The sequence below is a fragment of the Pararhodobacter aggregans genome, from assembly GCF_003075525.1.
GTDB classification, from domain to species: domain Bacteria; phylum Pseudomonadota; class Alphaproteobacteria; order Rhodobacterales; family Rhodobacteraceae; genus Pararhodobacter; species Pararhodobacter aggregans.
Genome location: NZ_QDDR01000012.1, coordinates 24,038 through 47,507 on the forward strand (window position 1 = coordinate 24,038; position 23,470 = coordinate 47,507).

Here is a 23,470-nt window from a genome sequence, read left to right on the forward strand (position 1 = left end):
GATCATGGCATCGGAACCGATCCTCCTCGATCATCTGATCGACAATGCCGCCGCCGAGGGCGGGCCGCGCGCCGAGCTGCGCGATCCCGGCAACCTCGACGAGGTGGTGGCGCTGGTTGCGCAAGCCGATTCCGCGACGGTGGACCGGGCCGTGCGCTCGGCCCATGCCGCCTTTGCCGGTTGGCGGGACACGCCGCTGGCCGAGCGCAGCGCCCGTCTGCGCGCCGCCGCGGATACGCTGATCGCCGCCGCCGATGAGGTCACCGCGATCATGGCCCGGGAATCGGGCATGCTGCCCGGCACCAACAAGGCCGAGATCGGCATGGCCGCGGCCATCGTGCGCGACAATGCCGACCATGCGGAGAGCAGCCTCGCCCCCGCCTGCTTCGAGGATGCCGAGAGCACGGTCGAGGTCGAGAAGGTCGCGGTCGGCGTGATCGCCGCCATCGTGCCGTGGAACGCACCGGTGATCCTGGCCATGCGCAAGGTCTCGCCGGCGCTGGCGGTGGGCAACACCGTCGTCGTCAAGACCGCGCCCACCGCGCCGATCGGGCTGACCCGCCTGCTGCACGCCTTTGCCGCGCATTTCCCCGCCGGCGTCGTCAACGTGGTGCAGGGCGGCGGCGAGACCGGCTCGGCGCTGGTCGGGCATCCGCTGGTCGCGCGGGTGTCCTTCACCGGCGGCCTCAAGGTCGCGCAGATCATCATGAAACAGGCCGCCGCCGATCTGAAGCGCGTCAGCTTCGAACTGGGCGGCAACGATCCGGCGATCCTGTTGCCCGATGCCGATCTCGACAAGGCGGTGCCGCGCATCATGGGCGGCGCCTTCCGCCGCGCCGGGCAGTTCTGCTTCGCGGTGAAGCGCGTCTATGTCCCCCGGGCGCTGGCGCCCGAGCTGATCGCGCGGATGAAGGCCGATCTCGACAAGTTCGTCGTCGGCCACCCGCTGACCGCCGGGGTGACCGTCGGCCCGATCAACAACAAGGGCCAGTTCGACTATCTGCTGGGCCTGCGCCAGCGCGTCCGGGCTTCGGGCGCAACCTATCTGGAAGGCGGCAGCAAGGCCGACCCGCAGCTTTGGGACAAGGGCCATTACATGATGCCCGCCCTCGTCACCGATATCGACCCCGAGCACGAGCTGGTCACCACCGAGCAATTCGGCCCGATCCTGCCCATCGTCGTCTATGACGACCTCGACGCGGTGCTCGACAGCATCAACGCGGGCGAGCTGGGCCTCGGCTCCTCGGTCTGGGGCGAGGATCTGGACGCGGCGCTCGACGTGGCGCGGCGGATCGAGGCTGGCATGACCTTCATCAACAACGCGGGCACCTCGCGGCTGGGGCAGCGCCACATGCCGTTCGGCGGCGTCAAGCGCAGCGGTATCGGGCGCGAAAGCTCGCCCGTCGGGCTGGGCGAACATTACGCCCTGCACGCGATGAACTATCACAAGTGAGACGGCCATGAGCGACATTCCCACCCTCCGCAATTACGTCGCCGGGCAATGGCTGGGCGAGGCCGCGCCGTTCGAGGTCCGTGATCCCGGACAGCGCGCCACGATCCTCGCCCATGTGGTGCCCGCCGATGCGGCCCTCGTCGATCAGGCGGTGAGCGCTGCGGCCCGCGCGCAGAAGCTCTGGGCCCGCGTGCCGGTGGCCGAGCGCGCCGCCGCGGTGCTGGCCGCTGCCGACCGGATCGAGGCCGAGGCCGACAAGGGGCTCGACGGTCTGGTGCGCGATGTGGTGCTGGAAACCGGCATGCTGCCCGCCGAGATCACGCTGGAATTCCGCGGCGCCGCCTTTGCCGCGCGCGACAATGTCGAGGCCGCGCAAGTGGCGCTGGAGCCGCAGGTGCTGGAGGACGAAACCTCGATCGTGCGCATCGAGCGCCGTCCGATCGGCGTCGTCGCCGCCATCGTGCCATGGAACGCGCCGATCGTGCTGATGATCCGCAAATTCGCCCCGGCGCTGGTCGCTGGTTGCGCGCTGGTGGTGAAGACCCCGCCGACCGCGCCCATCGGCATCACCAGACTGCTGGCCGGGCTGGCCGAGTTGTTCCCGGCCGGTGTCATCAACGTCGTGCACGGCTTCGGCGAGGCGGGGGCGGCATTGTCCGCGCATCCCCTCGTGCGGCTTGTCAGCTTCACCGGCGGCGGGGTGGCGGCGCGGGCGATCATGGCGACGGCAGCGGACACGATGAAGAACGTGCAGTTCGAGCTGGGCGGCAATGATGCCGCCATCGTGCTGGACGATTTCGACATCGAGAAACAGATCCCGATGCTGATGGCCGGGGCCTTTCACCGTTCGGGGCAGTTCTGCTTCGCGATCAAGCGCCTCTATGTGCCGGATGCGATCTATGACCGCGTGTTCGACGCGATGGCGGCCTATCTGGATGCGCAGAAGATCGGCCATCCGCTGGATCCGGCAACGACCTTCGGGCCGATCAACAACAAGGGCCAGTTCGATTTCCTGCAAGGGCTGATCGCCCGCAGCCGCGCCGCCGGGGCCGAGCTGATCGAACTGGGGACGCCGGTCGATCCCGCGCGGTGGGACGCGGGCAATTACATGAAGCCGGTTCTGGTGCGCGACGCCGCGCCGGGGCTGGAGGCGGTGACCTGCGAGCAGTTCGGGCCGGTTCTGCCCGTGCTGCGCTACCATGACCTCGATGCGGTCGTGGCGCAGGCGAACGGGACGGAATACGGGTTGGGCTCGTCGATCTGGACCAGTGACGAGGGACGCGGCAAGGCTCTGGCACGTCGGCTGGACGCCGGCATGACCTTCATCAACAAGAACGCGCAATCACGGCTTGGCCGACGGCACATGCCGTTCGGCGGGATCAAGCAGAGCGGCATCGGCAGCGAGAATGCCGAATACGGCCTGCATGAATTCACCGAGATCCACGCGATCAACATTCACAAGGCCTGAGCGATGCAGGAACTGGAACAACAGGGGCTGCTCGCGGGGAAAGTGGCACTGGTCACGGGCGGGCTTTCGGGCATCGGCCGGGCCATTGCCCGCAGCTTCGTCGAGGCGGGGGCGATCGTGATCGTGGCCGATCTCTCGGTCACACCCGGGACGGTGGCCCGCTGCGAAACCGGTGATGCCCATCGCTGCGACGTCGCGGACGAGGCCTCGGTCATGGCGCTGGCCGAGACCCTCGCCGCCCGGCACGAGGGGCTCGACATCCTCGTCAATTGCGCGGGGATGCCGCAGAAGCCGGTGGCGCTGGCCGAGGCAAGCGTGGCGGAATGGGACCGCCTGTTCGCGGTCAACGCGCGCTCGGTCTTCGTGATGACCAAGCATTTCCTGCCCGCGCTGGCCCGGCGCAAGGGCAATGTCATCAACATCTGCTCGACGGTCGGCGCCCAGGCAAAACCGGGCCTCGCGGCCTATGGCGCCTCGAAAGCGGCGGCTATTGCCACGACCAAGGCCCTGGCTCTGGAACTGGCGGGGCAGGGGATACGGGTCAACGGCATCAGTCCGGGCGCGGTGGAAACGCCGATGCTGACCGGCTTTGCCGATGGCGACCCGGCCGAGATCAAGGCCGCCTTTGCCCGTCTGGTCCCGCTGGGCGAGATCGTCCAGCCCGATGATGTGGCGGGTGCGGCGCTCTATCTCGGCTCGTCGCTGGGGCGGCTGGTCACGGGGGTCATCATCACCGTCGACGGGGGACGCACCGCCTGACCGGGCGGGCGAGGGGAGGGGCTATGATGAAACACCTGCTTGCCGTTGCGATCCTGCCCTCGCGGCTGTCAACGACTCTGGGCGCCATCTCCATTTCCGCCATGGCGCTGCACATCTCGGCCGAGGTCCTGTCACGGCTGATCTGGGGTCAGAGCCTGTTCGGCACCATCGAGATCATTTCGTACTACTACATGGTCGCCGCGTCCTTCCTGCCGCTCGCCAGCGCGCAGTTGCAGGGGCAGATGATCAGCACCGATGTCTTCGCCAAGATCGTTCCGGCGCGGCTGCGCCCAGTCACGGATTTCCTGGGCCGGCTGGTGTCACTCGCAACCTGCGGGATGCTGATCTGGGCCGCCTGGGCGCAGGCTCTGTCCAAGACCCGCGTGAATGAAGCGATTTCCGGTCTGGGCGCGCCGGTTCTGGTCTGGCCGTCGCGCTGGATGCTGGTCATCGGGCTGGGGGCGCTGCTTCTGGCGCAGCTGATCCAGCTGCCGCGCGGCATCGCCTCGGACGAGGACGCGCCGCCCGGAACCGGGGAGCGCGGATGACCATGCCCGTTGATCCGCGGCCTGGCCGCAGGGGAGCCGTTACCTATGAATCCTGAACTCGGTTTCTATTCGCTGGGCGCCTTGATGGTGCTGCTGGTGCTGCGCGTGCCAATCGGTCTGGCGCTGACCGCGGTGGCCTTTGTCGGCCTCTACCTGCTGCGGGGCTTCAATCCCGCCTTCGGTGTGCTGAAGGCCACGCCCTTCGAATTCGTCGCCCATTGGACGCTCTCGGCCGTGCCCATGTTCGTGCTGATCGGCGCCATCGCCGCGCATTCGGGCATGGTGGGACGGATCTTCCGGGCGCTGAAGCTCTGGGTCGGCTGGCTGCCCGGCGGGCTTGCCATCGCCACCAGCTTCGCCGGGGCCGGTTTCGCGGCCATGTCGGGCTCGAGTCTGGCGACCACCGCCGCGATGGGGCGCATCGCCGTGCCGGAGATGCTGAAGGAAGGCTATCAGCCCGCCCTCGCGACCGGGGTCGCCACCGCGGTCGGCACGATCGGCGCGTTGATCCCGCCCTCGATCATCATGGTGATCTACGCCACCTTCGCCGAAGTGTCCGCCTCGAAGATGCTGATCGCCGGGGTCATCCCGGGCATCCTGACCGCCATCGCCTATGCCAGCCTTGTCGCGATCCGCTGCCTGATAAACCCGGACCTCGCGCCGGTCATCGCCCGGCGGCAGGCCGAGCGGCGCGAGCATCTGCGCGGCTTCCTTGACGTCCTGCCGGTGCTGATCCTGGCCCTGGGCATCACGGGTTCGATCTATGCCGGGATCGCCACCTCGACCGAGGCGGCGGGCTTCGGCGTCCTGCTGACGCTGATTATCGTGATGGCGCAACGGGTGCTGAGCTGGCGGGGCCTCAGGGATTCGATCTACGAGACGACCGTGACGACCGCTTCGATCTTCCTGATCGCCATCGGTGCGGCGATGATGACGCAATTCCTGGCCTTTACCGGGATGCCGAGGGTCCTGTCCGGCGCCATCATGGGGATCACCGCGGATCCGGTCGGCATCATGCTCATCTGCTGCCTGCTCTACCTGATCCTCGGCTGCTTCCTCGACCCGATGGGGGTCATGCTGCTGACCCTGCCGATCATCCTGCCGATCATCGACAACGCCGGGATCAACCCGATCTGGGCGGGCGTGATCCTGGTCAAGATGCTGGAGGTGGGGCTGCTGACGCCGCCGGTGGGGCTGAACTGCTTTGTCATGAAAAGCACGCTGGGCGGGCAGGTCTCGTTGGGAACGATCATCAGGGGCACCAGCTGGTTCCTGACGGTCGAAGCGGTCGTCGTCGCCCTGATGCTGGCCTTCCCGCAGATCATCCTCTTCCTGCCCTCGCTGATGGATTGACCTGTCGAAACGGCGCGCGAGGGCGCGCCGTTTTCGTACCGGCCCGAGCGAAACAACAATAGACTAAAAGCTATGTTTATATATGATAGGGATCGAACGACGAATCGCTTCGATCACTCTTGGGAGGAATGTGAATGAAATCCGCACTCATCACGCGCATGGCGGGCGCCTCGGCCGTGGCGCTGCTCGGTGTCGGCGCCGTACCCGCGCTGGCGCAGACGAGCTATGTCTATGGCGACTTCGCCAGCCCCTCCGAGCCCCGCACCGAAGGCTCGGTGAAGCCGTGGCTGCAAGCGCTCGAGGACGCCTCGAACGGGACGATCACGACCGACTACATCGGCGCGGGCGCCGTGGTGACGGCCCGCAACACGCTGCAAAGCCTGACCGACGGTCTGGTCGACGGCGCGCTGGTTGCGGCGATCTATCAGCCGTCCGAACTGCCGGTCTCGGCGCTGCTGGTCAACATCGGCGCGCAAATGACCGATACGCTCGCCTCGACCGGCGCGCTGACCGAGGCGCTGATGCTGGGCTGCCCGGAATGCCGCACCGAGCTGGAGAACTACAACGTCCAGACGCTCGGCTCCTGGGCCATGCCGTCCTATTCGCTGCTGTGTCGTGAGCCGATCCAGAGCCTCGCTGACGCCCAGGGCCTGCGCATCCGCGCCTCGGGGCATATGGTGACGCTGGCACAGGCGATTGGCGCGACGCCGATCAACCTGACCATCACCGAGACCTTCGAGGCCCTGCAGCGCAACCAGGCCGATTGCACCTTCGGCTCGATCGTCTGGCTCGACAGCCTCTCGCTGGGCGACGTGGTGCGCAACATTGTCCGCGTCGATGCCGGCGCCGTGGTGACCACCTCGATGTTCAACGTCCGCCGCGACCTCTGGCAAGAGATGGACGAGGCCACGCGCCAGGTCTTTCTCGACACCGTGCCGACCGCCGTGGCCAACAACGCTTTCGCCTATATTGAGGCCGACGAGCGCGTGCTGGCCGAAGGCTATACCGTCGTGACCCCGGACGCCGATCTGGCCGAGGCGATCCGTGCCCAGGCCGAGCAGGACATCGCCAGCGCGGTCGCCGTGGCGCAGGCTGCAGGCGTCGCCAATGCTCAGGAGATCGTCGACAACTTCCTGCCGCTCTATCAGCGCTGGTATGATCTGACGCGCGGTGTCGAGACCGCCGAAGCCTTCGAGGAACTGCTCCGCACCGAAGTCTACGCGCATATCCCGGCGGATTTCTGATCGCGTTGACTGCCTGACCGGGCCCCGCCAAGGCGGGGCCCTCTTGCATCGTGGAGCCAGAGATGAATCCCGTAGACCTCGTGGCCGAGCGCCGCCAGATCGGCGCCGCCGAGCTGATCTGCCTGCGCGATGGCGCGGTAAGTTTCGGCGCGGACCTGTTCCCGGCGCTGACGTCGGCCGAGTTGCAGGCGGCCCTGCCCTCGGACGAGGCCGAGTGGCAGATCACCTTGCCGGTCAACGTCTTCCTCTGGCGGGACCGGGGAAGGACCGTGTTGTTTGACACCGGCTGCGGTTCCGCCATGGGCGCCTCGGGAGGGTTGCTGCCCCGCGCGCTGGCGCAGGTCGGCGTGCGGCCCGAAACGGTGGATGGCGTGGTGCTGACGCATATGCATCCCGACCATTCCAGCGGCCTGACCGACCGCACCACGGGCCGACCGCTGTTTCCCGCCGCCACCCTGCATGTCGCCCGGTCCGAGCTGGCCTATTGGTTCGACGATGCGGCGATGGCAGGCGCCGCCCCGCGCGAGCAGGCGCTCTATTTCCAGGAGTCGCGGGCGCAGGTGGCCCCCTATCTGCCGTCCGCGCACCGGTTCGAGCCGGGGGCCGAGGTCTTTCCCGGCCTGCAGGCGCTCGCCGCGCCCGGGCACACGCCGGGTCACACAGCGTTCCGCCTTGGCGATGTCCTGATTATCGGCGACCTGTTCCATGCCCCGGCGCTGCAACTGGCCCGCCCCGAGGCATGGGTCCGGTTCGATGTCGACGGCCCGACCGGGATCGCCTCGCGCCGACGCCTGCTGTCTCTGGCCCGGCGCGACCGCCTCACGTTGGCGGGCATGCATATGGAAAGCGGCTTTCAAGATCCGCCTTCCACCGCTGGGTAAAAGTTCCCCGCGGATGCCGATCGGCCGCAGGGCGAGGGGGATCACCGTCTCGCCCTGCGGCTCATCCCAGAGGAACGCCCCGGTTACTCTGCGCTCAAAGATTGCGGGGCAGCAATGCCCGGTCGAGCGAGATCCGCCCGCCACCGACCGCGACGAAATACAGCGTGATCGCCGACCAGATCAGCGACAGTTCGGCGCCGCGATATCCCTGACCCAACTGAACCCAGTGGAAATAGACCGTCACCAGCAGGATGATCGTGCAGCCCGCCGCCGCGAGCCGGGTCACAAGACCCAGGACCAGCAGCAGCCCCCCGCCGAATTCCGTCACCGCCAGGGCCACCGACCAGAAGGCGGCGGGCTGGAAGCCGATGCCGGCAACCATCTCGGCGGTCCCCAGCGGGTTGGTGATCTTGGGCCAGCCATGCACCATCAGCGCAAGGCCGCACATTACGCGCAGCCAGGTGAAGGCCAGCGGCGTGAGCCAGGTGTAAAGGGATCCGAGAGCGGGGATGACCAGCGGCCGGCCGGTCGTGAGATGTTTGGTGTCCATGTCATGTCTCCTGTGGCGCGCAGGCAGAATGCGGCGCCGAATGCGGTGTGGAGGCCGAAGCCTTCGGTAAGTCTCGGGGTCAGGAGATCGGGCGCGGTGGCCGGCGGGGTGGCCCTTCGGCGCGCATGGTCACCAGCCGGGCGGTTTCGGCAAAGGTCAGCGGGCTCTGCCCGGGTTCGAAATCCGGCAGCGCGGTCAGTCCGGGCAGGACGCAGGTGGCACAGGGCGCGGTGAAGCGCTCCGCCGGGTTCGCACGGGCGGGATCAACTCCGGGGATCGGGCAATGATCCAGCGCCGCGATGGCTCCGCCGCAGCCGATATCGGCCGCCGTCGGTGCGAGCGGCGTCGCCAGATTGGCAACCAGCACCAGCATGGCAAGGGCAAGGGTCAGGAAACGCATCGGAATCCGGTTCTGTTTCGGGGCCAAAATCCTGATCCGGTGACGGGGTACAACCGGAAAGTTGCCGCCTCACAGACTTGTCAGCGTCGCCCGACAGCCTGCCTCAGTCCATCATCGCGAAATAGGCGGCGCCGCGGTCGACCAGATCCTGATGGCGGCCGCTTTCGACGATGCGCCCTTCGTCCAGCACGACGATCCGGTCGGCGTGGCGGATGGTCTGCAGGCGATGGGCGATCACCAGCGTGGTGCGGCCTTCGGACAGCGCGTCGAGAGCGGCCTGCACCTTGCGTTCGGTGCCCCGGTCCAGGGCCGAGGTCGCCTCGTCCAAGAGCAGGATCGGCGGATTGCGCAGGAAGACGCGGGCGATGGCCACCCGCTGCTTTTGCCCGCCCGAGAGCATCACGCCGCGCTCGCCGACCATCGTATCCAGCCCCTGGGGCAGGCGCGCGACCATCTCGCCCAGCTGCGCCCTTTCGACCGCGTTCAGAACCTCGGCCTCGGTGGCGTCGAGCCGGCCATAGGCGATGTTCTCGCGCAGGGTGCCACCGAACAGGAACACGTCCTGCGACACCAGCCCCACCTGCTGGCGCAGACTGTCCAGCGTCATCCGCGCCACCGGGATGCCGTCGATCCGCACCTCGCCGCCGGTGGGGGCATAGAAACGCGGCAGCAGGGCCATCAGCGTGCTCTTGCCCGCGCCCGAAGGTCCGACCAGCGCCACCGTCTCGCCCGGCTCGACCGTCAGCGAGACTCCGTGCAGCACGCCCCGCGCGCCGTCATAGGCGAATTCCACGGCGTCGAACTCGATCCTGCCGCGGAACGCCGGGGCGGGACGGGCATCCGGCGCGTCGGCGATGCCGGGCTCTTCGGCCAGCAATGCCTGGAAACGCTGGAACCCGGCGATGCCGCGGGGATAGGTCTCGACCACCGCCGCGATCTTTTCCAGCGGCCGGAAGAAAACGCCCACCAGCAGCAGGAAGGCCACGAAGCTGCCCGTCGACAGCGACCCGGCAAAGACGAAGGCGGCCCCCGCCACCATCACCACCACCTGCACCAGCCGGAGCCCCATGTAATGCAGCGTCGTCGCCGCCGCCATGATGCGGTAGGCGTCGAGCTTGGTCTCACGGTAGCCCTGGTTCGCCCGGGCAAAGAGCGCGTTCTCATGCGCTTCGTTGGTGAAGGCCTGAACGACGCGGATCCCGCCCAGCGTCTCTTCCAGCCGGACGTTGAACTGCCCGACCCGGCCATAGATCGCCTGCCAGGCATGGGTCATCCGCCCGCCATAGACCGCCAGCAGCAACACCATCACCGGCACGATCACCGCGGTCATCAGCGCCAGCGGCATATGCAGCCAGAGCATCAGCGCAAAGGCGCCCGCGAAGGTCATGATGGCGATGAACAGATCCTCGGGGCCGTGATGCGCGACCTCGCCGATTTCCTCCAGGTCGCGGGTCACCCGGGCGACCAGCTTGCCGGTCTCGGCCTTGTCGAACCAGCCCCAGTTGAGCCGGGTCAGATGCTCGAAAGCCCGGGCGCGCATCTCGGTCTCGATGTTGATCCCCAGCTTGTGGCCCCAGTAGATCACCACCGCCATCAGTCCCGCATTCACCACATAGACCACGACCAGCGCCACGGCGGCCCAGATCGTCAGGCCGAATTCTCCGCGCGGCAGCAGGTGGTCGATGAAGCCCGCGATGGCCAGCGGAAAGGCCAGTTCCAGCAGCCCCGACAGAACAGCGCAGCCGAAGTCCAGCCAGAACAAGCGCATGTGCGGACGGTAATACGAGAAGAATTCGGCGAGCATCGGGTCCTCTTCGACAATGCGTGTAGCTGGCCGAGGGCTGGCTCCGGTCCGGTTTGTGCCCCCATTTGCGCCCGTTCGCAAGGCAAGGGCGTTTGACCGCGCCCCCGCTTGTGGCTACACCCGACCTGCCAGCCACGAGCCCGCCGTTCCGCACCGACTCCAACCACGGACAGGAGGCTCGCCCATGCCCACCGCTACCGGAATGCTGCCCTACGGGGCCGACGACGTGCTGCCGCCTCTGGCCGCGCAGGCCCGCAGCCTCGACGCCCGGGTCGAAGAGCGCAGCGGCGCGCTGACCATCCAGGCCAGCGCCGCCCAGGTTACCGCGACCGCCCATCCGCGCGGTGTGCAGCTCACCATTACCGCCGCCGAACCCGGGTTGGTGGGCGAGCTGATCGACCTGCTGAACGGCTTCTGCACCGCCCGCTTCCAGGCCGCGCCGCAGTGGACGGGTCTTGAGCCGCCGAAAATGACCATGACCGAGCTGGTCTCGATCACGCCGCTCTCACCGAATTTCCGGCGGGTGCGGCTGAAGGGGGATTTCTCGGCCTTCCTCGACGGGAAGGGCCTTCATTTCCGCTTCGTCATCGGCCCCGAGGGCGCCGACTGGCCGCGCATGGGCGAGAATGGCGTGGAATGGCCGGGGGGCGTCGATGCCTGGCATCGCCCGCCTTACACGATCTCGGCGCTGGATCCGCGGGGCTGCTGGCTGGAGACCGATGTCTTCCTGCACGAGGGCGGGCGCGTCACCGACTGGACCGAGACCGCGCAGCCCGGCGAGGCGATGATGATCGCGGGTCCCGGCGGAAAGGCGGTGCGCCAGGCGCCCTGGCTGGGGCTGGTGGGCGACGAGACGGCGCTGCCGGTGATCCTGCGGACCTTGCAGGCCGCCGCACCCGGCACCAGCGGGCAGGCCTTCATCCTGGTTCCCGACCGTGCCGATGCGCAGCCCGTCGCCTGCCCCGAAGGCGTGGACGTGACCTGGGTCGAACGCGGCGCGGGACAGGACCTGCTGGCGCTGCTGCGTCGCCTGTCGCTGCCCGAGGGGCCGCGCTCGGTCTTCCTGGCCGGCGAACGGGCCGAGGCGATGGCCGCGCGCGAGATCGCGGCCGGCATGGGCCTCGGGCCCGACGAATTCCGCGCTGCCAGCTACTGGACGCAGGGCTGGGTGCCTCCCGAGAGCCAGCGCAAGCCCCGGCCCCGCCTTCAGGCCGGCTGAGCGGCGGCTCTTTTCACGCCCGCCGCCGGGGAATCGGCAGCGGGCGCCCGGTCTCGGGGTCGTCGAGGAGGCGCACCGGCAGGCCGAAGACGTCCTCGACCCGCGCGGCGGTCAGCACCTCGGCAGGCGTGCCCTCGGCCTTGAGCCGCCCCTCGTGCAGCAGGATCAACCGGTCGGCATAACGGGCGGCCAGCTGCAGGTCGTGCAGAACGGCAAGCACGGTGCGCCCCTGTCGGGTCATCGCGTGCAGCGTCTCCAGCACGTCGATCTGATGGGCGAGGTCCAGATAGGTCGTCGGCTCGTCCAGCAGCAGGGTCGGTGTCTCCTGCGCCAGGCTCATCGCGATCCATGCCCGCTGTCGCTGCCCGCCCGAGAGCGCGTCGAGCGGTGCCGCGGACAGGCCGGACATGCCGGTCGCCGCCAGCGCCCGGTCGCAGGCAGCGCGGTCGGCCGCGCTCCAGGCCGAAAGCGGGCCGCGGTGCGGGTGCCGCCCCAGCCGCACCAGGGCCGAGACCGTGATGCCCTCGGGCGCCAGCGGGGCCTGCGGCAGGAAGCCGACCCGCCGGGCAAGCGCCCGGGCGCCGATATGGCGCAAGGGCCGACCGGCCAGAAGGACGGCGCCCGCGTCCGGGCGGATCTGCCCGGCCAAGGCGCGCAGCAGGGTCGATTTCCCGCAGCCGTTCGGGCCGAGGATGATGGTCAGCCGCCCGGGCTCGACGGAGAGCGAGACATCCTCGATCACCCGCCGCCTGCCGTAGCTCAGCACCAGATGGCGGGTCTGCAAGCCCTCGCTGTCATCCGTCATGGCGACCTTTCCACATCAGCCAGGCAAAGAAGGGGGCGCCCATCAGCGCCGCCATGATCCCCGCGGGGATCGCGTTCGGGGCGATCACGTTCTGACCGGCCACATCGGCCAGCAGCAGCAGCAGTGCCCCGGCCAGCGCCGCCGCCGGGATCAGCGCCGCGTGGGTGGGGCCGGTGATCCGGCGGGCGAGATGCGGCGCCATCAGGCCGATGAAGCCGACTGGACCGGCCGCCGCGACGCTGGCGCCGCAAAGCAGCGCGCCGATCGCCACCATCGCCGCCCGCGCCGCCTGCACCCGCAGCCCCAGCCCCCGCGCCACGGCCTCGTCCATCGCCAGCAGGTCCAGCACCCGGGCAAGGATCCAGGTCAGCGCCAGCAGCGGCACCAGGGTCAGAGCCATGCCCAGGACCGCGCGCCAGCCGCTGCCGGTGAACGAACCCGAGAGCCAGAGCATCGCCCGCTGCACCGCCGTCACCTCGCCAAAGGCCGACAGGAAGCTGGTCACCGCCCCCATGAGCGCGCCGCAACCGAGGCCGATGAGGATCACCCGCTGCGGGCCGATGCCGCCGCGCCACGACAGAGCATAGATCGCGGTGGCAGCGGCCAGCGCGCCCAGAAGCGCCGCCGCCGGGACCAGCCTTGCGCTGGTGCCAGGCAGCCAGAGCATGATCGCCAACGCGGCCAGTGCGGCGCCGCCGTTGATGCCCAGCAGTCCCGGTTCGGCCAGCGGGTTGCGCATTACCGCCTGGGTGATGGTCCCGCCGACGCCCAGGGCCGCCCCTACCAGCGCGGCCAGCAGGGCCCGCGGCAGGCGCAGGGTGTGGATGATGAACACATGCTGGCCCGGCGCCTCGCTGGGGTGGAGAAGCGCCGCCATCACCGCCCGTGGCGGAATCGGTTGCTCGCCCAGGGCGGTGGCGAGGAAGAGCGCGGCGCCAAGGCAGGCAAGGCCGGTCAGAAGGTGCTTCATCCCGGCGCCCCCTGCCGCCGGGCGAGCCACAGGAAAACCGGAGCGCCGATCAGGGCAAGGGTGACGCCGACGGGGACATCGGTCCCGGCCAGGGCGCGGGGCAGCGTGTCGGCGGCCAGCGTCAGCGCGGCCCCGCCCAGGGCGCAGAGCGGCAGCAGGGCGCGGAACCCGGCGCCGCTGGCCAGGCGCAGGGCATGGGGCACGATCAGGCCGAGGAAGGCGAGCGGCCCGGCCAGCGCCACCGCGCCGCCGGTCAGCAGCACGACGATGGCCGCCGCGATCAGCCGCCAGCGGGCCGGGTCGATGCCGAGGCCGCGGGCTGCGTCATCCTCGAGCCCCATGATCTCGAGCCCCGGCAGTGCCGCCAGCGCCGCCAGCAGTCCCGCAGCGATCCACGGCAGGACGCTGGCCAGTTCCTGCGGCTGGATGCCCGCCAGCGATCCGGCGGTCCAGAGCCGGGTGCCGTCGAGCGCCGCCAGGTTGAAGATCAACAGCGCCTGGGTCAACGAGACGAGGAAGCTGGCGACGATCACCCCCGCCAGCACCAGCCTGAGCGGCGTGGCCCCGCGCCGTCCGGCCGATCCCAGCGCCCAGACCAGGACCGAGGCGGCAGCCGCGCCCGCCATTGCGGCGGGGATCAGCGTTCCCCGGGGGGCGGTGCCGGTCAGCACGGCGGTAAGAACCATGGCGAAGGCGGCGCCGGCGTTGATGCCCAGAAGCCCGGGCTCGGCCAACGGGTTGCGCAGGATCCGCTGCATGATCGCGCCCGAGCTGGCCAGCGCCGCCCCGACGGCCAGCGCGGCCATGACCCGCGGCGCGCGCACGCTGGTGATGACCAGCGTCTCGCGGCTGGGCGTCTCGGCAATCAGCGCGGCCAAGACGCGGGCGGGCGACAGCGACAGGCTGCCAACCCCCAGTGACCAGAGCGTCAGCAGCAGGCAGGCCGCCGCCAGTCCGGCAAGCCAGAGGGCCAGTCGCCGCGGGCTCACGGCGCGCCGATGATCAGCCGCTCGACGTCGTCGAGGACGCGATGCGCCGAGCCGATGCCGCTGAACTCCATCCAGACAGCCGACTGGATCGGATAGACCCGTCCGGCGGCGACCGCGGGCAGCAAGTGCCAGAGCGGATTGCCCGTGACCTCTTCCCAGCGCCCGTCGGTGGCCGAGGCATTGGTGCCGCCGATGATGTAGAGCAGGATCTCGCCGTCGAGCTGGCCGAGGTCCTCCCAATCCGGGCGCCGCATGCCCATCGGGTCCGGCCCCGTCTCGTAGGCCGGGCGGCGCACGCCCAGTTCATGGAGCAGCGCAAAGGGCGCATAGGCGTCGGGCTGGTCCAGATAGACCTGGAAATCCCATGACGTGATGCGCAGGATCGAGACCGGCGTATCGGGCACCCTTGCGGCGACCGCGGCCAGACGCGCTTCGAACGGGGCCATCAGCGCATCGAGCCGCGCCTCTGTCCCGGTCAGCCTGGCGACGGCACGGTAATAGGCCCGCCAGTCGGTCGGCACGATCAGCGCGGTCGGCGCGATTTGCGACAGGACAGGCAGATAGGTCTCGGCCCGGAAGGCCGCGCCGAGGATGAGGTCGGGCCGGGCGGCGACCAGCGCCTCCAGACTGGGGTCCAGCAGCGAGCCGAGGTTCTGGACGCCGGCCTCCTCGGCCGCCTGGCGCAGGGCGGCGTCGCTCATCCCGGTCAGGGGTGCCGCGACCACCGGCAGGCCCAGTTCAAGCGCCATGCCCAGCGAGACCGCGGGGTCGAGGACGGCAATGCGCTGGATCCGGTCGGGCAAGCACAGCGGGGCGGCCAGCACATCCGCCGCCTCGTAAAGGCGGCCGTCGCAGGCCAGCGCGGGGTGGGTCAGCAGCGCGAGGACGAGCGCCAGCAGGCGCAGGGCTCGGCGTTGGGTCACGGTGCGCATCCTCAGAACCTGTAGTCCAGCCTCAGGCCCATCTCGCGGCGCGCGCCCAGTGTCGCCAGCACGCCCGGACCGGCCTCGTAGGTGAAATACTCGGTGTCGAAGAGATTGGTCGCATAGGCGGTCAGCGTCGGCCCGTCGCGGAAGGTGTAGCCGATCTCGGCATCGACGGTGGTGTAGCCGTCCAGGGTCATCGGAACCGGAACGCCCTGCTCCAGCCGGGACATCGAGGAGGAAGCGTGGTTGATCGCCCCCGCGGCATGCCAGCCGGAGCCGCCCTGCCAGCGGAAGCCCAGCGACAGGGTTCGTTCGGGGGCGTTGGGGAAGGGCAGGCCGGAGTAATCGATGCCCCAGGTGCCCAGGGCGAAATCGTCGAAGCGCGTGTGCAGCAGACCCAGCGAGCCGACCAGATCCAGGCTGTCGTTGACCGCCCAGGCCATTTCCAGCTCGGCGCCGTAGCTGGTCGAGCGCCCGGCGTTGACGATGATCGAGGTCGAGCGCGGCACCGGATGGGTCGGATCGGTCACCACTTCGACCTGCTGGTTGCGCCAATCCTGGTGGAACAGGCTGGCGCCGATCCGCAGCCGGTCATCGAGCAGGCGTCCGCGCCAGGTGACTTCGATGTTATGGGCGGTCTCCTGGTCATAGGTGAACTGGAACCCGTCGGACGAGCGCACGCCGGAGCCACCCGGCCGGTAGCCCTGCTGATAGCCGAACGAGATCGTGTGGTTGGGCGAAACCTCGTATTGCAGCGCCAGCGACGGCAGGAATACCGCATCGGCATAGGAAGAGGTGGAGGTCGTCGTCGCCACGCCGTTGACCGCGTAATGCGACGTCTCCGATTGCCGGATCCAGTCGAAGCGTCCCCCGGCAATGATCGTCCAGGCCGGGGCGAAGCGGTAACCGATCTCGCCGAAGAGGGCGTAATTCTCCAGATCCATGGCGGTTTCGCTCTGGTCGAAGCTCAGCAGCATCGACTCGCGCCAGGATTCGTTGTGCAGCCGCGACGCATAGAGCCCCGCCACCCAGCGCAGATCGCCATCGTCGTAATTGAAGCGGAACTCCTGCGAGCCGGTGACATAGGTGAATTGCCCGTCCGTGTAGAGGAAGGCACCCGGCGTCCCAAGGTTGATCGAGCCGCGGTCGGTCACCGACCGCGACAGCCCGGTCATCGAGGTGAAGCGCAGCACATCGGTGATGTCATGCGTGATCTCGACGCCGAAGTTGAACACCTCGCCTTCGCGCAATTCCTGAAAGGCGGGCAATTCGGTCAGGCCGAGGCCGCGGTAATAATCGGGCAGAATCGCGCCCCAGATGTCGCCGCGCCGCGCGTCATAGCCGGGTGCCGTGCTGGACCAGCCGGGCCCGGCAATGTCGTTCGAGGTCGGGCTGTCGGTCGAGCGCGACAGCGTGACCAGCACCTCGGTGCCCTCATTGTCGAAGGGTTGCCACAGGATCTGGCCGCGAACGGTGCTGTAATCGCCGGTGACGAAATCGTCGTAGCGCGCCAGGTGCTGATACGAGCTGAAGTCGAGGTCGCTCTGGACCTCGGAATATTCGGCGCTGATGCGGTAGGCGAGGCTCTCGCTCAGCCGGTTGCCGAAGGCGACGCCGATCTGGCGGCGTCCGTTCGTGCCCACCGTCACCTGCACGGCGCCCGAGCGAGTGAAATCGGGCCGCACGCTGCGCATGTAGAGCGCGCCGGCCAGCGCCGCGCGGCCCGACATGGTGGATTGCGGTCCGCGGTAGACTTCCACCTGCTCGACATCGAACATCCCGCGCTGGCCCAGCCGCGTCCCTTCGGTGGTCTGTTGCACCCCGTCGAGGTAGAACGAGGCCAGTGGCGCCCCGGCAGCGCCCGGCACGAACCCCTCGGAATTGACGCCGCGGATGACGAAGCCCGAGGTTGTCCAGTCCCCTGCCTGCACATTGGCCATGCGGGCGAAGCTCTGGGTCCGGGTCTGCACCGCCGGGGCGTCGACCGGCTGGCCCGAGACGATCGCGACGCTGGCGCGGCTGTCTTCCAGTGTCGCCGCGCTGCGGTCGCCGTAGATCACCACCGAGCCCAGGTAAAGGCCGCCGGTCGCCGCCGCGATCTCCTCGCCGAGGGGCGCTGTGACCACGATGACGTTGTCGGGGCCGATCTGATAGCTGAGCCCGGTTCCGGCCAGAACCGCGGCCAGCGCGGCTTCGACCGATGCCATGCCCGAGAAGCCCGCGGTCATGCGGCCCGCCGTCGCCGTCGGGGCGAAGGAAAGCTGCACACCCGCCTGGCGCCCGAGCGAGGTCAGCGCCGGGCCCAGGGGGCCCGCAGGGATCTGGATGCTGCGGGCCAGGCTCTGCGCCTGGGCGATGCCGGGCAGCGCCCACAGGGGCACCAGCGCCGTGCTGCCAAGGCCGAGGGCCACGAGGGCGGCCCTCGCCGAGGGCGCAGGGAAGGGGATAAGGCTCATGATCGCGTGTCTCCGATGTCCGGTCTGGAGGATGGCTGCGGCCTTCTGGCCGTCTTCTGCGCGCACGCTTGGCTGTCCCTGAGAGGCATACGAATGGGCGACGCGGATTTTCACCCGCCGGGCGATCTTTTTTCAGAAGCGGGTGACGAGCGTCAGAAAGGGGGCGATTTCGCGCACCTGGCCCCCGTGCGGCAGGACCGCCGCGCTGACCGCCGATAGCGGGCGGGAAAGGTCGAAGACGCCGCCGACCCGCGCCGATCCCAGCCAGGGGTCGGCCAGGATCACCTGCCCCGGGATCCAGCGCGCGATCTCCGAGACGACGGCCGCCACCGCCTCGTCATCCACCACCAGGCGTCGCTCGCGCCAGGCGATGCCGTCTCCTGCCCCCAGCGCACCGCGGCGCAGCTCGATGCCGTCCCCGCCGTCGCGCAACAGATCCCCGGCGCCCAGCATCCGGCGGCCAGGGTCCTGCGGCGTCTCGACCCGGCCCGCCTCGACCGTCAGCCGCGCGACACCGCCCGAGAGGCTGCATCCCAGAACAGCCGGGCCGCGGGCGGTCACGTCGAGGGTCCCGGCCCTGAGGCGGAACGGCGCCTCGTCGCGGCCGGTCACGGTGCAGATGGCCATCCCGTCCAGCAGCCGGATCCCCGGCAGTCCCGGATGGTCGTCGATGGCCACGGCGCTTTTCGGGCCGAGGGTCAGGCCGGCCCCCTGCGGCAGGGTGAAATCGGCGATCTGCCCGGTGCCGGTGCGGTGATCGGCCCGCGCCATCCGCACCAGACCGGGCCCCAGCCCGGCGACGGCCGCCCCGCCAAGCGTCAGCCCCCCGAGCAGGAACCCCCGGCGCGAGGTTCCGCCGCGCCGGGCGTTGAGGGCGCGGCCCGACATGCCGTGAATCTCTGCCGCCTCGCGCCATGCCAGCTCATGCAGCGGGTCGGCCTGGCGCCAGGCCGACAACGCCGCCAGCAGATCAGGGTCCAGCGGATCGGCCTGCAGGCGGATGACAAAGCCGATGGCCTGGTCGAAGGCGCGGTCGGCAGGGTCGCTGCGGTCGGTGGGTGCAGGCATCGTCATCCCTCGTGCAGGCAGGCGCGCAGATGGCGGTAGGCCTCGTGGATCAACCCCCAGGCCCGGCTGGTCGATATCCCCATCTCTGCCGCCACCTCGGCCATCGTCGCCCCCTGCAGCCGGTGCAGCGCAAAGGCGTGCCGGGTCCGTTCGGGCATCTCGGCCAGCGCGGCGGCGATGCGGTCCAGTCGCTCCTGCTGATAGAGCGCGGCCTCGGGATCGGGTGCCGTGTCCGGCAGTTGCCCGAGGTCGGTCAGGTCGAGCCCGATCACCGGCAGACGCCCTTCGCGCCGCACCCGGTCGATCAGCAGGTTGCGGGCGATGCGGAACAGATAGCCGCGCGGGTTGTCGCGCCCCTCGGCCCGGCGCGGCGGGGCGCTGAGAACGCGCAGGAACGCGTCCTGCATCAGGTCCTCGGCAAGGTCGCGGCTGGCGCCGCGCAGGCGCAGCGCGCCGGTGATCTCGCGCGCATGCAGCCGGAAGAGGCGGTTGAGATCCCAGTTCATGTCCTGGCTCCCGTTTCCCGGCGACGCCCCATTCCGCGGCGATGACGCGACAGCCAGGGATCAGGCGCGGAGGGCAAGGCGAAGGCTGCGAGCACCGGATCAGACCCGGGCCAGCGGGATCGGCGCGGCAAGCGGGGCGCCACCTGTGGGGATGTCCGCTGCGGACACGTTCATCGAGGAAAGAAGCATCGGGGCAAATCCGGCAACGGGGTGTGTGTCGCTGGTTTCCACTGGCTAACCCGAGTCATAGGCCGGAGCCGCCCGAGGTCAATCCGGAAATCCGCCCGTGCGCGCCTTGCAGCAGCAGAATGGACGGGTTCCACGCAGAACGGCGCACGACGGCCGCGCATCTGGCGCCTGAGCGGGCAAGGCCGGGATCGCGGCCGCCGCGCGGTCCGGTCGGTGGGCATCTGCCATCCCTTCAGCGCTCTGACCGGCGCGGACGGTCGCTTCCTCGGCCCCGATGCGCTGCGTGATCACTTCGGTCCGGTCAGTGCCCGCCCCGTCGTCACCTGCGGATCGGGCATGACGGCCTGTGTTCTTGCCTTGGGGCTCGAGCGGATAGGCCTCGAGGCGGCGCTTTATGATGGCTCCTGGGCTGAATGGGGAAAGGGCGCCCTCGGGCCGATCCACAGGGGCTGAAACCCGGGTCGAGTTGGCGCGACCCGGGATACGTCGGCTTGGGTGCGCGGTCTAGATGGCCGGGTCGAAACGGAACCGGCCGCCGCGTCGAGACAGGTATCCGACCCCGGGAAACGGCAAATGCATCCCGGCCACGAGGATCATGTCGGTGGCGGTTTCGTCGAAGATCCGCCGGCGCGAGGCGATGGACGATGCGGCGTCGGCGTCAAAGGTGCTGGCCCATTCGGGATGGTCGAACTGCACCTGCGGAGAAACCACGCAATCGCCCCAGATGACCATCTGATCGCTCCCCGCAGAGAGGCGATACCCGGTATGCCCGATCGAATGGCCGGGCAACGAGATCGGCGACAATCCGGGCAGAACCTCGTCCCTTGCGCCGAACACCCGTACCTTCCCGGCATAGGCGGCCGCAGCCGCGCGGGCACCGGTGAAAGAGAACCTGAACCCGTCGGAGGCGTTGGCGTAGATCGCCTCGTTCGTCCAGAAATCCCATTCGGCGGCGGGCACGATCAATTCGGCATTGGTGAAGACGGCCGAACCTGTCGCGCTGGTCAGGCCGCCGGTGTGGTCGTTGTGCATATGGGTGAGCACGACCTTGTCGATGTGGTCGGCCGAGACGCCGATTGCCGCCAGCTGGTCGGGCAGCCTGCCCAGTGTCGGACCGTAAAGATCCCGGGTGCCGGTGTCGATCAGCAGCTTTTGCGTGCCGATTTCAAGCAGATAGGCATTGACGTCAAGGTTGATCTTGCCTTGGGGCTGATGGGTCTGCTCCATCAGCATGGCGAACGCCTCGGGCTCTGCCGTGTCAAAGATCGCGGCATCGACCTGGACAATGCCGTCAAACAGCGCCGTGCACCGGATGTCACCGATCATCCAGGTCTTGCTGTCGTTCATGACCATTGTCCGGCCCGGGGATTGGGCAAACCCCATGCTCGGGACGCCGCTGGCCAGCGCCGTGCCGGACAGGGCGGCACCCGATCCCTGAAGAAAGGCGCGTCGATTGAAGGTCATCGAGAAAATCTCCCCTATCGTGAGTTCGTTTCCCGTATGCGCCACTCAGAACCTGCAATAAAGTTTGTAAATATCGGATTTAAGCTGCATAATTGCAGCATGGAAGACTGGGATGACTATCGGTATTTTCTGGCCGTCGTGCGCGAAGGCAGCATTGCCGCCGCCGCTCAGCTGCTGCGCGTGAATGACACGACGGTATCGCGCCGCATCTCGGCGCTCGAAGCTGCGCTGGATACGAGGCTTTTCGACCGGCGCCGGACGGGTTTCGTCCCGACCGCCGAGGCGGCCTCGCTGATTCCGGCTGCCGAAGAGGTAGAAGCCGGTGCCAAGCGGATCGCGCGGTTGACCCTGGCGCAGGACCGGCGTCTGGAGGGTCCGCTGCGCGTCACCGCCCCGTTGGTCCTGCTGCGCTACGTCCTGATGCCCATCGCGGCGCAGGTCGCCGCGCGCTATCCCGGGATCACGTTGCACCTCCAGGGTGCCGACGAAATCGCCAACCTCATCAACCGCGAGGCCGATGTCGCCATCAGGGTGACGGCTGCGCCGATGGACACCCTGCACGGCTACAGGATCTGCGATGCGGTATCCGGGCTCTACGCCGCGCCCGCGCTGCTGGAGCGTCGCGGGCTTGATGCCGCCAGCGCCCTAGAGGCGCAGGATCTGGAATGGATCGCGCAGGAAGACGACGTGGCGCGCGCAACCTGGCAGGGTCGGTTCTTTCCGGCCGGAAGACAGGTTTGTCATTGCGACAACAAGGTCACCGCGATCGGGGCCGCGCTGCAGGGCATGGGCGTGGTGGAACTGCCCGTGCTCATCGGCGATGCCGAACCGGGGCTAGAGCGGCTCGCGGGTTTCACGGCGACGTCGGACAAGGGCATCTGGGTGCTCTACCACCGCGATCTGCGCAACACCGCCCGCGTCCGCGCCTTCGTGGACATGGTGCGAGCCGCCCCGACCCTGGGGTGAGGACCCGTTCCTAGGCCACGAATTGTGACACGTATTTGGTGGTCAGGTAGCCTGCGACACCCTCGCTTCCGCCTTCCGAGCCATTGCCGCTTTGCCCGACGCCGCCGAAGGGCGTTTCGGGCAAGGAAATCTGCGGCGTGTTGATGCCGATCATGCCCGCCCGCAGACCGTTGGCGACGCGATGCTGGGTGCGGATCGACCGGGTATAGCAATAGGCGGCAAGCCCGTAGGGCAGGGCGTTGGCCCGGGCGATCGCCGTGTCCAGATCGTCGAAGCGGATCAGGGCGGCAATCGGCCCGAAGGGTTCGTCGTTCAGGATTGCGGCATCCGCAGGCAATTGGTCAACCACGGTCGGCGCAAAGAAATTCCCGGGACCCTTCCGGGCCACACCGCCGGTCAGCACGCGTCCCCCCCGGGCGCGTGCATCCTCGCTCATCGCCTCGATGCGCCGCAGCTGGCGGGCCGAGGCCAGGGGGCCCATCTGGGTCCCGGCCGCCAATCCGTGACCGAGCCGCAGGGCGGCGGCCCGCTGGCTGAAGGCCGAAGCGAAGCGGTCGTAGATATCGGCATGCACGAAAATGCGGGTCGGCGAATTGCAGACCTGACCGCAATTGCGGAACTTGCTGGCTGTAAGCGTGGCTGCGGTGGCCTCGATATCGACATCGCGGTCGATGATCGTCGGGGCGTGCCCGCCAAGCTCCAAGGTTGCCTTTACCACCTTGTCCGCGGCGATCCGGGACAAGTGTCTGCCCACATCGGTGCTGCCGGTGAACGACAGCTTGGCGATGCGCCCGGACTCCAGAAAAGCGGTGCTGAGCAGGGCATTCGAGCCGAACACCAGGTTGGCCACTCCCGGCGGCAAACCGGCTTCGGCCAAGGCCGTGATCACCGCCGTCGCGGCCGAAGGAACCTGCTTGCTGCCGATCAGCACCGCCGAGCAGCCCGCTGCGAGGGCCTCGCTGAATTTGCGGGCGACGAACATCAGCGGCACGTTCCAGGACGGGATCAGCAGGCAGATTCCGACCGGCTCGCGCTGCACATACTGGTGAAACCTCGGATCGCGCGGCGGGATCAGCCGCCCGTATTGCCGTTGCCCCTCGGCGGCGGACCATTCCATCATCTCGGCCGAGACCGACACCTCCAGGCGGGCCTCGGCCAGCGGCTTGCCCTGCTCGCAGACGATGGCGCGGGCATGGGCTTCGGCATCGCGCCGCAAGATCGCAGCGGCGCGGCGCAGGATCTCGCCACGCTCGGCAGGCGAGACATGCCGCCAATGGGCGAAACCCCTTTCGGCGCAATCTAGGATACCGGCAACGGCTTCCGGCGGGGTGAGGGCGATCGAGCCGAGCTCTTCGCCGCTGGCCGGATCGACAGAAGCCACCCATTCCGCAAGACCGCCCTGCCATTCCCCGTTCACGAATCCGACATGACGGTTCACCATGGTTCCGAACC

At 68.8% G+C, this 23,470-nt stretch carries 21 protein-coding genes; 9 read left to right on the forward strand and 12 right to left on the reverse strand.

The features are described 5' to 3' along the window. Positions 1 to 4 precede the first annotated feature (4 nt). The 7 genes from DDE23_RS19635 (at position 5) to DDE23_RS19665 (ending at position 7,706) form a co-directional block, all read left to right on the forward strand. The gene (locus DDE23_RS19635) at positions 5 to 1,453 is read left to right on the forward strand and encodes an aldehyde dehydrogenase family protein (RefSeq protein WP_107754154.1); all 1,449 of its coding nucleotides are present in this window, start codon (positions 5 to 7) and stop codon (positions 1,451 to 1,453) included. A 7-nt stretch (positions 1,454 to 1,460) separates the two neighbouring features. Next, the gene (locus tag DDE23_RS19640) at positions 1,461 to 2,921 is read left to right on the forward strand and encodes an aldehyde dehydrogenase family protein (RefSeq protein WP_107754156.1); all 1,461 of its coding nucleotides are present in this window, start codon (positions 1,461 to 1,463) and stop codon (positions 2,919 to 2,921) included. Positions 2,922 to 2,924: 3 nt separating this feature from the next. Then, a complete protein-coding gene (locus DDE23_RS19645; RefSeq protein ID WP_107754158.1) occupies positions 2,925 to 3,680 on the forward strand; it encodes an SDR family NAD(P)-dependent oxidoreductase in 756 nt (251 codons plus the stop codon). A gap of 26 nt (positions 3,681 to 3,706) precedes the next feature. Beyond that, the gene (locus DDE23_RS19650; RefSeq protein WP_157958088.1) at positions 3,707 to 4,228 is read left to right on the forward strand and encodes a TRAP transporter small permease; all 522 of its coding nucleotides are present in this window, start codon (positions 3,707 to 3,709) and stop codon (positions 4,226 to 4,228) included. 45 nt (positions 4,229 to 4,273) lie between these two features. Further along, on the forward strand, positions 4,274 to 5,581 hold the full coding sequence (locus DDE23_RS19655; protein ID WP_107754162.1) for a TRAP transporter large permease: 1,308 nt from the start codon (positions 4,274 to 4,276) through the stop codon (positions 5,579 to 5,581). Between the two features lie 134 nt (positions 5,582 to 5,715). Further along, positions 5,716 to 6,825 carry a type 2 periplasmic-binding domain-containing protein gene (locus DDE23_RS19660; protein ID WP_107754164.1) on the forward strand — a complete coding sequence of 370 codons (1,110 nt, stop codon included), beginning with the start codon at positions 5,716 to 5,718 and terminating at the stop codon, positions 6,823 to 6,825. A gap of 62 nt (positions 6,826 to 6,887) precedes the next feature. Beyond that, positions 6,888 to 7,706, forward strand: coding sequence for an MBL fold metallo-hydrolase (locus DDE23_RS19665; protein ID WP_107754166.1), 819 nt, complete (start codon positions 6,888 to 6,890; stop codon positions 7,704 to 7,706). A 94-nt stretch (positions 7,707 to 7,800) separates the two neighbouring features. Here DDE23_RS19665 and DDE23_RS19670 read toward each other — a convergent pair whose 3' ends face one another. The 3 genes from DDE23_RS19670 to DDE23_RS19680 form a co-directional block, all read right to left on the reverse strand. Next, on the reverse strand, positions 7,801 to 8,256 hold the full coding sequence (locus DDE23_RS19670) for a DoxX family protein (RefSeq protein WP_107754169.1): 456 nt from the start codon (positions 8,254 to 8,256) through the stop codon (positions 7,801 to 7,803). Between the two features lie 79 nt (positions 8,257 to 8,335). Continuing rightward, entirely contained in the window at positions 8,336 to 8,656 is a 321-nt protein-coding gene (locus DDE23_RS19675; protein ID WP_107754171.1) for a hypothetical protein, read from the reverse strand. Positions 8,657 to 8,759: 103 nt separating this feature from the next. Continuing rightward, positions 8,760 to 10,460 (reverse strand): ABC transporter ATP-binding protein, encoded by a 1,701-nt coding sequence (locus DDE23_RS19680; protein WP_107754173.1) that lies wholly within the window; start codon positions 10,458 to 10,460, stop codon positions 8,760 to 8,762. 184 nt (positions 10,461 to 10,644) lie between these two features. Here DDE23_RS19680 and DDE23_RS19685 point away from each other — a divergent pair, with 184 nt between their 5' ends. Continuing rightward, positions 10,645 to 11,679, forward strand: a complete 1,035-nt coding sequence (locus tag DDE23_RS19685; RefSeq protein WP_170121890.1) for a siderophore-interacting protein — start codon at positions 10,645 to 10,647, stop codon at positions 11,677 to 11,679. A 13-nt stretch (positions 11,680 to 11,692) separates the two neighbouring features. Here DDE23_RS19685 and DDE23_RS19690 read toward each other — a convergent pair whose 3' ends face one another. From DDE23_RS19690 to DDE23_RS19730, 8 genes are all read right to left on the reverse strand, one after another. Then, on the reverse strand, positions 11,693 to 12,484 hold the full coding sequence (locus tag DDE23_RS19690) for an ABC transporter ATP-binding protein (RefSeq protein ID WP_107754177.1): 792 nt from the start codon (positions 12,482 to 12,484) through the stop codon (positions 11,693 to 11,695). Further along, complete coding sequence (locus DDE23_RS19695) at positions 12,474 to 13,454, reverse strand: FecCD family ABC transporter permease (protein ID WP_107754179.1); 981 nt, start codon at positions 13,452 to 13,454, stop codon at positions 12,474 to 12,476. Before DDE23_RS19695 ends, DDE23_RS19690 begins: the two co-directional genes overlap by 11 nt. Next, positions 13,451 to 14,443, reverse strand: coding sequence for a FecCD family ABC transporter permease (locus DDE23_RS19700; RefSeq protein WP_107754180.1), 993 nt, complete (start codon positions 14,441 to 14,443; stop codon positions 13,451 to 13,453). Before DDE23_RS19700 ends, DDE23_RS19695 begins: the two co-directional genes overlap by 4 nt. Then, positions 14,440 to 15,366 (reverse strand): ABC transporter substrate-binding protein, encoded by a 927-nt coding sequence (locus DDE23_RS19705; RefSeq protein ID WP_202863295.1) that lies wholly within the window; start codon positions 15,364 to 15,366, stop codon positions 14,440 to 14,442. The genes DDE23_RS19700 and DDE23_RS19705 overlap by 4 nt, the downstream gene beginning before the upstream one ends. A gap of 11 nt (positions 15,367 to 15,377) precedes the next feature. Beyond that, positions 15,378 to 17,825 (reverse strand): TonB-dependent receptor, encoded by a 2,448-nt coding sequence (locus tag DDE23_RS19710; protein WP_107754184.1) that lies wholly within the window; start codon positions 17,823 to 17,825, stop codon positions 15,378 to 15,380. 132 nt (positions 17,826 to 17,957) lie between these two features. After that, complete coding sequence (locus DDE23_RS19715; RefSeq protein ID WP_170121891.1) at positions 17,958 to 18,893, reverse strand: FecR family protein; 936 nt, start codon at positions 18,891 to 18,893, stop codon at positions 17,958 to 17,960. Between the two features lie 2 nt (positions 18,894 to 18,895). After that, positions 18,896 to 19,399: an RNA polymerase sigma factor gene (locus DDE23_RS19720; protein ID WP_107754188.1), complete on the reverse strand. Its 504-nt coding sequence runs from the start codon at positions 19,397 to 19,399 to the stop codon at positions 18,896 to 18,898. A gap of 693 nt (positions 19,400 to 20,092) precedes the next feature. Then, a complete protein-coding gene (locus tag DDE23_RS19730; protein WP_192883743.1) occupies positions 20,093 to 21,097 on the reverse strand; it encodes an MBL fold metallo-hydrolase in 1,005 nt (334 codons plus the stop codon). Positions 21,098 to 21,151: 54 nt separating this feature from the next. Between DDE23_RS19730 and DDE23_RS19735 the strand changes: the two genes are divergently transcribed. Then, on the forward strand, positions 21,152 to 22,018 hold the full coding sequence (locus tag DDE23_RS19735; protein WP_170121892.1) for a LysR family transcriptional regulator: 867 nt from the start codon (positions 21,152 to 21,154) through the stop codon (positions 22,016 to 22,018). A gap of 10 nt (positions 22,019 to 22,028) precedes the next feature. Here DDE23_RS19735 and DDE23_RS19740 read toward each other — a convergent pair whose 3' ends face one another. Beyond that, entirely contained in the window at positions 22,029 to 23,459 is a 1,431-nt protein-coding gene (locus tag DDE23_RS19740; RefSeq protein ID WP_157958090.1) for an NAD-dependent succinate-semialdehyde dehydrogenase, read from the reverse strand. Between the last annotated feature and the right edge of the window lie 11 nt (positions 23,460 to 23,470).

Coding starts and splice junctions, on each gene's coding strand:
- DDE23_RS19735 (WP_170121892.1), top strand. CDS start 21,152: ATGGAAGACTGGGATGACTATCGGTATTTTCTGGCCGTCGTGCGCGAA.
- DDE23_RS19670 (WP_107754169.1), bottom strand. CDS start 8,256: ATGGACACCAAACATCTCACGACCGGCCGGCCGCTGGTCATCCCCGCT.
- DDE23_RS19720 (WP_107754188.1), bottom strand. CDS start 19,399: ATGAACTGGGATCTCAACCGCCTCTTCCGGCTGCATGCGCGCGAGATC.
- DDE23_RS19710 (WP_107754184.1), bottom strand. CDS start 17,825: ATGAGCCTTATCCCCTTCCCTGCGCCCTCGGCGAGGGCCGCCCTCGTG.
- DDE23_RS19660 (WP_107754164.1), top strand. CDS start 5,716: ATGAAATCCGCACTCATCACGCGCATGGCGGGCGCCTCGGCCGTGGCG.
- DDE23_RS19650 (WP_157958088.1), top strand. CDS start 3,707: ATGAAACACCTGCTTGCCGTTGCGATCCTGCCCTCGCGGCTGTCAACG.
- DDE23_RS19665 (WP_107754166.1), top strand. CDS start 6,888: ATGAATCCCGTAGACCTCGTGGCCGAGCGCCGCCAGATCGGCGCCGCC.
- DDE23_RS19695 (WP_107754179.1), bottom strand. CDS start 13,454: ATGAAGCACCTTCTGACCGGCCTTGCCTGCCTTGGCGCCGCGCTCTTC.
- DDE23_RS19740 (WP_157958090.1), bottom strand. CDS start 23,459: ATGGTGAACCGTCATGTCGGATTCGTGAACGGGGAATGGCAGGGCGGT.
- DDE23_RS19685 (WP_170121890.1), top strand. CDS start 10,645: ATGCCCACCGCTACCGGAATGCTGCCCTACGGGGCCGACGACGTGCTG.
- DDE23_RS19690 (WP_107754177.1), bottom strand. CDS start 12,484: ATGACGGATGACAGCGAGGGCTTGCAGACCCGCCATCTGGTGCTGAGC.
- DDE23_RS19680 (WP_107754173.1), bottom strand. CDS start 10,460: ATGCTCGCCGAATTCTTCTCGTATTACCGTCCGCACATGCGCTTGTTC.
- DDE23_RS19715 (WP_170121891.1), bottom strand. CDS start 18,893: ATGCCTGCACCCACCGACCGCAGCGACCCTGCCGACCGCGCCTTCGAC.
- DDE23_RS19645 (WP_107754158.1), top strand. CDS start 2,925: ATGCAGGAACTGGAACAACAGGGGCTGCTCGCGGGGAAAGTGGCACTG.
- DDE23_RS19640 (WP_107754156.1), top strand. CDS start 1,461: ATGAGCGACATTCCCACCCTCCGCAATTACGTCGCCGGGCAATGGCTG.
- DDE23_RS19655 (WP_107754162.1), top strand. CDS start 4,274: ATGAATCCTGAACTCGGTTTCTATTCGCTGGGCGCCTTGATGGTGCTG.
- DDE23_RS19635 (WP_107754154.1), top strand. CDS start 5: ATGGCATCGGAACCGATCCTCCTCGATCATCTGATCGACAATGCCGCC.
- DDE23_RS19675 (WP_107754171.1), bottom strand. CDS start 8,656: ATGCGTTTCCTGACCCTTGCCCTTGCCATGCTGGTGCTGGTTGCCAAT.